The organism is Microbulbifer discodermiae (assembly GCF_040742695.1).
Taxonomy (GTDB): Bacteria; Pseudomonadota; Gammaproteobacteria; order Pseudomonadales; family Cellvibrionaceae; genus Microbulbifer.
Genome location: NZ_JBFLAB010000086.1, coordinates 1 through 9,617, shown reverse-complemented (window position 1 = coordinate 9,617; position 9,617 = coordinate 1). Strand labels below are relative to the sequence as shown.

Below are 9,617 nucleotides of genomic sequence, written 5' to 3'. Positions count from 1 at the left end.
GAAGGCCGAGCTGCAGCGATTTATTCGTGTTCATAACCGCGATCTTGCCAAACCATTTAAATGGACAAAGAGCGCCGACACGATACTGGCTTCAGTGCGGCGAGCCAAAAATGTGTCACCTAATTAACCGCATGGCCCACTAGCTGGTCTGTCAAACCTGCTTCGCAGTCAAAAATATCTTCTGGCTTAGGGCCAGTGCACCTGGAATCCGCTGAGAAGTAGATTCCAGGTGAAAAAACAAACAATCTCAGGGTTGTTTTGGTCAAATTCAGGCCCGCACCAGAAAATACTGATACTGCCGTAGCGATAGGTGAGTTATTCGGAGGTTCCTTAACAGGCCCTAGCAAGTGGATTCAGATGGCGAGCTTCCAGGCCTGCAAGGCTGTCAGCGGCCGATATCGGATTGGTACAATCCCCCTCCGGTAAGCCATTGCAATTCGCGCAGATATGCGTAATTCGTATGCGGAAGTCTTCACCAGAGCCATATAGATAAGATCCGCCGGAGGGAAAAGTACCAGACTCTTCAAATCCAAACTGACGGAGCGTGTCTGGAAAGCGCAAGGGCTGTTCGGAGAGACGAAAGATAACCACTGTATCCGGCGGACCGAATACCGAGGATTGGCAAATAACCAAATTCAGTTTTACCTGACCGCACTGACATAAAATCTAAAGCGGGTGGCATCGATTGGGCTGTTTTTCAACAGCCCGTCTGAACTACTACACTTGAAATCGTGAGTGTCTATTTTCTTAAAAATTTTAAAAATTCACTATCATAACAGCCATAGCAAAATGATAATACATGATGTCCAGGTCTGCTTAAGTCTTTATGGAATGACTCAGCAGTGTAACTAGATGAGAAAGTATGTTCATACAATTTTCTTTTTGAATTGGAGAAAAAGTAAGGAAATCCCAAACGGTCAAGTTTAGAAAAATTTATATCAAGAAGATCATTACGTCTAACGTTGTTAACCCAGTTATTTCCTAACTCATCGCCATGAGACCCCGTATAATAATGAACATCAGATAGTGAATTTCTTCTGATAATCTTCTCTAAAGCATTTCCTGAAATATCAAAATGTGTTGTTTCACTCGTTTTAGCCCAGTAATGATTGCCATCTTTTTCAATTAAGTGCCATGTTTTTTCATTATTAATATGCTGTGAGGTGAATTTTCCTCTAGAAATATTACCTTCATTTGTAGATGATGCTAATTTAGACCCTGCACCAGGGTGAGAAAGCAAAAAGCCTATTCGATTATTTTGCCGCACAAGCTTTCTACCTACTTTGCTGACCACGGTACCAACTCCCTTTCCTAAGCCAAAGGTCACTAAGCCAATCGCGGCACCTACTCCGGCGCCTATACCGGCGTCTCTAAGATTCGAACCTGCGGCCACATTCAATCCGAAATCGGCAGCACCCGAAACCACAGCGTCCGCCACCGCTATGCCCACCTGAACCCCTGTTTTAGCACCAATAGCTGCAGCACCAAATCCTCCACTGATAAAGCCGAGAGCCGCTCCGATAAATACTTGCTTGAAATCGAACTCATCACCCGTAGCGGCCGCTCTGATTCCTTCCACCGCAGCGGAAACCACTGCTCCAATCACCGCGCCTATAATGGCACCAATGAGCAAACTGAAAAGCGCAAAGTGGCCACTGGGGTCACGTAAGTTGATGGGATCACCTAATGCATAAGCATAACTATTTACGCCACCTCTACCAAAAGGACTCATAGAATCCGCGGCATGGAATCGCATTAACCCCGGGTTATATACCCGATAGCCGTTACCTAAATGATAAAATCCACTCACGGGATCCTGGCGATGGCCATTAAATCCCATTGAATTTGTCGACAAGCGATTGAATCCACTTTGCTCTGTAGCCCGTGCAGGTCGTGAATTGACAATACCAAGCGAGGCAAGGCCTGTCGTCGCTACCGCAACACTGGACTGTTTTAAAAAGGCACGTCTTGACTTGTTCACTACCGTCTTACCGGCCGTATTGAACGGAACAAATGATTTATCACGGTTTTTCATAATTTACCCTTATTCTTACCCTTCGCCATATGGAGTATGGCTTCTGTCTGCGCTCACTCTTTGCTCACTACCTTGTGGTTTCGTCCATGTGGTGAGGGTACTGACTTGAAGTTTTAAAGCAAAATTGGTGCTGATTGAAATTTTCTGATAATACAGTTAATCCCAGTAATGTCTTCGGCGACCTTATGAGAGCCACTTTGAGCTGATGCTGATAATTCATTGATAAATTTTTCATCCGGATAGTAAGGCTATATTAAGGCGTTATTTTTCATCTGAGAAATCAGTTAAAGAATCCGATCGTAGCTATAATTAGAAAGGACATTATTGTCACCATCGAAGAACGAACGTATTTTATCTAAGGCATCGTAAGTCTATGAGAGTGTTTGGCTGACATAGAACTTGAACACCTTCCATTGAGCTATTGTGCGAGACTTTGATTATCCACAGTTCTGCTCATGGTACTCCTCGATGTATAATTCACAGGCATGAGCAGAAATACGATTTAAGTTACAAGCTTTTGGCTTACGATAGCTTAAACTAAACAGGTTGATTATTTTCCCTGTTAACTAACCTTGTCAATCTTTGTGTACTCTGACTATAAAGCCTTTATCCATAATATTAATATCGACCTACTTTTCGCACACGTAAAAGCCAACTCAGCCTGCAAAGTCACCGTAGAAAACAAAATAATCCCGTGTACAGGTCAATCCAAAGGAATTTAATCTTCTTAGGGTAAGGGCCTCACAACATTTGCTAAACGAGCAAATCCTCTTGACAACAGGAAATCTTTTGTATTGTTAATATTTGCTGCGTCCGTATAGATACCGGCAATCCGATCTATATTAATACCACCAGAGCTTATTGGATGATCTATACCGGTAGGCCTGGGCCTGGTAATTGGAGTACTCCCGTCCAGCCCATACAAAATTGGAAAACGTTCACCAGATTCAGAGCCGTAACCAGCATACAGTAGTGAGCCTCTATAGTTATCGACCGTATTGAGGCTTACACCTTGTGAGATGGGTTGGTTTTTATATAAATTTCTAAAAGTATACCCACCCTCTCCTGAATTTAATCCGCCATTTCGATGAAAATAAGGTGTCCCGTCTATCTCTTCCGCAGTTAAAATAGCTCTGAATTTAGTCAGCCCATCTAAACTAGCACTATTTGAACCATGAACATACTCAACACCTTGATTTCTAAGTATCTCGTGGCTTTTGTCTACAGATATTGTTAGTTTAGGTCTCTTTTTAGGGGATAGTAAAAATCCTATTCGATTATTGTGTCGCACAAGTTTTCTACTTATTTTACTGACCACGGTACCAACTCCCTTTCCTAAGCCAAAGGTCACTAACCCAATCGCAGCACCTACTCCAGCGCCCACACCGGCGTCTCTAAGGTTCGAACCTGCGGCCACATTCAATCCAAAATCGGCAGCACCCGAAACCACAGCATCCGCCACCGCTATGCCCACCTGAACCCCTGTTTTAGCTCCAATAGCTGCAGCACCAAATCCTCCACTGATAAAGCCGAGAGCCGCTCCGATAAATACTTGCTTGAAATCAAATTCGTCTCCCGTAGCGGCCGCCCTGATTCCTTCCACCGCAGCGGAAACCACTCCTCCAATCACCGCGCCTATAATGGCACCTATGAGCAAACTGATAAGCGCAAAGTGGCCACTTGGGTCACGTAAGTTGATGGGATCACCTAATGCATAAGCATAGCTATTAATGCCGCCTCTACCAAAAGGGCTCATCGTATCTGCGGCATGGAATCGCATTAATCCAGGATTATATACACGATAACCGTTACCTAAATGATAAAATCCACTCACGGGATCCTGGCGATGGCCATTAAATCCCATTGAATTTGTCGATAAGCGATTGAATCCACTTTGCTCTGTAGCCCGTGCAGGCCGTGAAGTGGCAATACCAAGCGAGGCAAGGCTTGTCGTCGCTGCTGCAATACTGGATTGTTTTAAAAAGGTACGTCTTGACTTGTTCACTGCTGTTTTACCAGCGGTATTGAACGGAACAAATGATTTATCACGGTTTTTCATAATTTATCCTTAACCTTCGCCATATGGAGTATAACTTCTGCGAGCTTTCGTTCTTTGCTCACTACCTTGTGGCTTCGTCCATGTGGTGAGGGTACTGCCTTGGGCATTCTGCAGCAAAAATTGGTGCTGATTGAAATTATCTGATGATACCGTTCTTCCAGTAACGGCTCCACCGATCTTATGGTAACTACTATGAACCGATTCTGATAATTCATTCACAAGCTCTTCGCCCTGATAATAAAGATATATTAAGGCATTATTTTGCGTCTGAGAAACCAGTGTACCCGTCCCATCGTAGCTATAATTAGAAAGAACATTATTTTCACCATCGGAGATTGAGTGCATTTGATTTAACGCATCGTAGGTATAGCGACGACCCTTTTCATCGTTAAGTAAATTTCCCGCAAGATCATACTCAAAGGATAGCGAACTTGGGTAATCACCATGAGTATTCGAGAGCGCGGTTAAACGAACAGGATCCATCGCATCATAAACAAACTGCGCGGTGTTTGTTGAACTATCCTCAAAGGTGCTAATGACTCGTGTAATATTGCCATAGATATCGTAACTAAATTGCTGCCGTTGATAACTATTGCCAAATTCATCTGCAGGAGCGTTTGGTCCTGTACACTGATAATTAGTCAGCCGATGTAAAGCATCATAGGTCATGTTTTCCGTCGTAGTTTCTCCCCCTTGCTGGTAAATTTTTTCGCTGATCTGCAGATCGTCATTAAAGTTTTGAGCCAATGAGAAATCAAGTTGATCGTTAAGATAGACTTGCCGCTGCGTTTCTAAACCAATATCATTCAAGGTTATCCTTACCGAAACCATATCACTACCTTTCGCGGTATCGTAGCGGGTGACACGGCTATAGTTGTCATAGGTGAATATACTGGTGGTGGTTACCCCTGATTGTGTACTGCTTATCTGGCTTAAGCGACCATAAGAATCGTAATTATAAAGTGTGTTATTGCCAAAATAATCGGTTTTAGCAAGTAATCGTCCGGCAGGGGAATAAGTATATAAACAACGGCGCAGCACATTATCACTAAATGTGGCGCTTTCTTCTAACAATGTACCATTATTTGCATAGACATACTGGCTATTACTATTAAGATTTTGGTGCTGCGTAACCGCTCCGGTCAGCGGATCATGAGTATAGGTAGCATTGAGGTCGGCTTGCCCTCTGACACTTGAGTGCGTTATTACCTCCAAGTTTTTATTATAAGTGAACTCTAGTGTCTCATTTTTGGCTGTAGTGACACTCGATGGTGCAGTAAAAGTGCTATCATAGTGTCTTTGTTCAGTACCAGAGGTTGAGGTTTCAGTGGTAATCCGCAATAGACCATCATATACCCTTGATCCTATCAATGTATTATTTACATAGATAGACGCAGGTAAATTATCATTTGAAAAACTGGCATATTCCGTGGTTATGTCAACATTAGTGCCATCAACCATTCGTCTTATGCGAGTAGGCCTATCGGCACTATCATAAGCATACTCAGTTACATGCCCGCTTGTATCAGTGACGGTTAGCAGATTACCGAAACCGTCATAGGTATTTCTGGTATAAGCTAAGCGTCTTCCTGCACTGTCGAGTGTTTCCTTGCTTATCAGTTGTCCCGTCAAATCAAGCAAACTGATTTCTGACATCAGGCCTCTAATATCGTACCGAGTAGTGAGGCTGACCGGGCTTTGAGTAATAGTTTCCACACGACCATCGGGATGTGTTATTTTGTTAACTTCACCTCTAAGGTCATATTCGTATTGGGTAATTAGTGATAGCGTATTGTTTCCTGGCAAATAGTCCAAATCTGTTTGGCTAATGAGCTGTCCAAAGTTGTTGTAATTTAATGTCGATAGCTCTCGCAACATCCCTTCACTATCGCTTTGAGAAACACTGATGGTGTTTCCTGCATTATTATAGCGTTCGACCTGTTGATTGCCTTTACTATCTGTAGTAGTTAACTGATTCAGACCTGCCCCAACGCGATAGACATAAGCCAGTCTGGTTTCATTAATTGTACCAACTGCCGATGTCCTTTGAGTGATTCGGCCTAAACTGTCATAGTCAACGCTGGATTTGACACCTTCAGTATTGGTAGATTCAAACCCCTGACCATCACTAAGCCGTATTTTAGCCGAATTTGTAGCACTTAAGCCATCGTGTGTGGTGACAGTTGTCGTGGTCGTTAAGGTAGTATTGGTATACTGGTAAACAATACTGTCAGTTGAAGTTTGGTTATTTACAGTCGTGCTCTTGCTCTTGGGTTGACCATGCTGCAATGCACTAACATCGTTAAAATAAGTGTAATCTATTGTTTCTAAATAGTTCTGAGTCCTTTTCAGAACAATAAAGTTACCGCCTCCAATTTTGGGTAGAGATTGGTAAGTCATGGTGGTGGTACGCTCGACCTCACCATTAGTGGTAACAGCAGGTTGAATAGTCTCACTCTTAAGGAAAGAGACAAAACCGTTAGGCTCTGCCGGACAATTCTCGCCCTCCCCACTACTGGAATAAAAAGTGCGTGAAACTTCATCCCCATTACTTTCTTGAATGTAGACTTGGTTACCATAGTCATCATAATTGTACCGAAAGGTATACACTCTAGAGTTACCATCCTCATAATGTGTTACACGGCTTTCTTTAAGGAGGGTATACGTAGCCGGCTGATATTCAATAGCGACATTTGTTTCAGCAAAATATAGATTGTTTTCTTGCCGATATAAGGTTCCATTACGTCGATAATCAGCACGTATTTGCAAATGATATTTGTTGTAATACCGTGTTATGGCCAGACTATTATTTATCGTTTCAGTACTGCTATATTCATAGTCTGCCCGTGCTTTAAATAAGGTATCTTCTCCGGCTATAAATGTACGCTCACTAGCAAATCCAAGATAGTTTTTATCTGAGTAGGTATAAGTGGTTACTTGAGGAAATTGATTCGCTCCTGGTAGTATTCTGTGTTCAGTAATATAGGGAGCGCTGGCAATGGGCGCATCTTCAGGCAGGCTGTGCCCGTTATGCAAATAGGTCATCCTTTCAACCATTCCAGTAGGATGAGTGACTCTGGTGATCAAGTCATATCCATTACTGGCAGCATATTCATACTCTAGGTAAAAGGTCGATTCCATGTCTGGTAATACTACGGAAGCAAGACGTTGATAAATCCCGTTATTGGCCTTTGTAACTTCCAGTTTTTGATATAGTGAATTGTTAACATTATCCGTTATGGTGACCTTTGATGGGCTAGACCAGGTATCAATAGTTAACTCACGTCCTGCGTTATCCGCTATTTTCCACAATACCTTTTGTTGATTGTAGTCGGTGTAACTAAAATGTGTTTCCAATCCCTGATTGGATACCATTTTAGTCATTGTTCCAGTCGTATAGTCAATGAACTCCTGGCGTCCATCCTTATACACTACCTTAATCGCACTCATTGAATCATCATAGAAAACCTTGACATCTTTCAGTTTTCGATAGGGAATATCATATTCATTGGTCGTCCGATTGAATTCAATTTTGAAGTTTTGCCCCGTCGATAGGGAAAGATTATTAGAATGTCGGTCAAAGCGACTGAGAGCCAACGCCCACCCACGTCCGAACCCCATATCATTTGAGCTGGAGGCACTATAATGCAACATCAAAGAAAATGTGACCCCTACTGTTTTGTGTGACAAGAACTCCGACAATTTAATTGAGAAAGAATAAGTTCCTGTTCTTGGGTCGACACCGGAAGAAATAAATTCGGAGAAATTATTTGCGTTGGATGTGATTGACATGTTACAACCTTCGATATCAAGTAATGTAAAGGTAAGTACGATACTTACCCTTGTGCATTAGATTAAGATTTTAATTACCGGTACCGACATCTATCCGGTAATAGCCATTTCCAAAATAATCGCCTAGGTCACGCCGTGTAAAAGAGAAATACCCGCGATTACCAAAGTTATCTTCAAAATGAACCCTCTTCCCTTCAGGTTCTAAATCCGTTAATAAACCCTCTCTAATCACTCCCGGAAATAAATAACCCATGTTTGCGTAGTTGCGAGAGGCGGTGCGATAATCTCCTTTATAGATACCTCCATAAGTTGCTACGAAAGTTATATTTTCATTGGTATTAAAGTTATAATCGAATGGATGTTTTATATAGAGAGGCCCGGGAGCAGGGTAGGTATAGTTAGTTAGATCGTGATATGGGAATTCCAACCTGCTGGTGACGACACCATTTTCAATCCAATACAGCGAACTGGAACCGTTGAGATGGGCCTGTGCAGGCTGGTTGGGTCGATCCGGATGATAGCTAGCCAATAATTTATAGGGGGCATAGTTAATTCCAGAATCAACGAAAAAATCAGTTTGATTTTGATTTAATCTAAGCCCATTTTCATCCCAAACCCTACGTAGAGTAAAACCTTGAGGTTGATATGTATAAGCCCAGATGATCCAGTCGTCAGTCCAGTCACCATCAGCGCTACTCGCTATGAAATTTGACAAAGAAAAGTTGGTTGGGCTGAGTTTTTCTATGGAAATGGAGGCATTATTGGTCGTGCCTTCACAAGTACTTTGCGTGATTATTTCACTTGTGCTGTCGTTACGCGCTTGTGCTTCAACACATACTTGTATGATACCCGCAGATGAAGATGAGAGATACTTTCTAACTACCTGAGTTGTGGATAGTGTAGAAGTTGAACTTGAGGTTAAAGGTAAAGACGTAGAGGCAGGCGTCCCGGATCCTAATCGAGTATCTTTAGTATATCCATTGTAGCCATCGGAGACCACCGTATTTTCAAAGGATTGCCCGCTATACAATTCTTTAAGGTCTGCCCCAATAAACGTGTAACCCTCTTTTAATTGATAAAAAATATCAACTTCAGCCTGCATTCTGCCGTTGGCATAGATCCGATTGCTTGGATAAGCAGTACTATATTCACCCTCTACAAATAAGCTTTGAAATGGTACCTCAGGGGGACCACTGGCAAAAATATAATTGCTAATGAATAATGAACTTAAAGCCATTAATTTAATCTTGGATTTTTTATTCATACAAACTTCCAATCTATTAATAGTTAAATAAAGCCAGGTTGGAGATTCCAGTCAGACATTCCTTAGACTTTCCTACTGCTGGCTAGAAATTTATATTCTCTTGCATCAGAAGTCGTCAACGATTATTTTCTTGTAATTTAAAAAATTTGATGCTCTTCTTACTTTTTTAATTTCACATTAAATTAGCTGTAAGTACTTAAATAAGAGAGAAAAAAGCAGTAAAAATATTAGATTTCAACAATACATAGGATACGATCAGTGCTTAAAACGATTTAGTATTGTGTATTGAAACTTTTGAACAAGTTACGGACGGTTTATGAACCTTAGGGCCTGTTAACACTAATTTTGATAAAATCTGCGTTTATGGAAATCACAAAATCGCAATTCAAAATTATCGAACACCTGCTGCCTTTACAGCGAGGTAACGTCAAAATACCGAATATACAGGTCATAAACGCTGTTTTGTA

4 protein-coding genes are annotated in these 9,617 nt (G+C 41.8%); all 4 read right to left on the bottom strand.

Annotated elements, in window-relative coordinates:
- Positions 1 to 739: 739 nt before the first annotated feature.
- Entirely contained in the window at positions 740 to 2,035 is a 1,296-nt protein-coding gene (locus AB1S50_RS18140) for an RHS repeat-associated core domain-containing protein (protein WP_367152560.1), read from the bottom strand.
- 727 nt (positions 2,036 to 2,762) lie between these two features.
- Complete coding sequence (locus tag AB1S50_RS18135) at positions 2,763 to 4,094, bottom strand: RHS repeat-associated core domain-containing protein (RefSeq protein WP_367152558.1); 1,332 nt, start codon at positions 4,092 to 4,094, stop codon at positions 2,763 to 2,765.
- Positions 4,095 to 4,103: 9 nt separating this feature from the next.
- Entirely contained in the window at positions 4,104 to 7,886 is a 3,783-nt protein-coding gene (locus AB1S50_RS18130) for a hypothetical protein (RefSeq protein ID WP_367152557.1), read from the bottom strand.
- Positions 7,887 to 7,956: 70 nt separating this feature from the next.
- On the bottom strand, positions 7,957 to 9,150 hold the full coding sequence (locus AB1S50_RS18125; protein WP_367152555.1) for a hypothetical protein: 1,194 nt from the start codon (positions 9,148 to 9,150) through the stop codon (positions 7,957 to 7,959).
- Between the last annotated feature and the right edge of the window lie 467 nt (positions 9,151 to 9,617).

Coding starts and splice junctions, on each gene's coding strand:
- AB1S50_RS18130 (WP_367152557.1), bottom strand. CDS start 7,886: ATGTCAATCACATCCAACGCAAATAATTTCTCCGAATTTATTTCTTCC.
- AB1S50_RS18135 (WP_367152558.1), bottom strand. CDS start 4,094: ATGAAAAACCGTGATAAATCATTTGTTCCGTTCAATACCGCTGGTAAA.
- AB1S50_RS18125 (WP_367152555.1), bottom strand. CDS start 9,150: ATGAATAAAAAATCCAAGATTAAATTAATGGCTTTAAGTTCATTATTC.
- AB1S50_RS18140 (WP_367152560.1), bottom strand. CDS start 2,035: ATGAAAAACCGTGATAAATCATTTGTTCCGTTCAATACGGCCGGTAAG.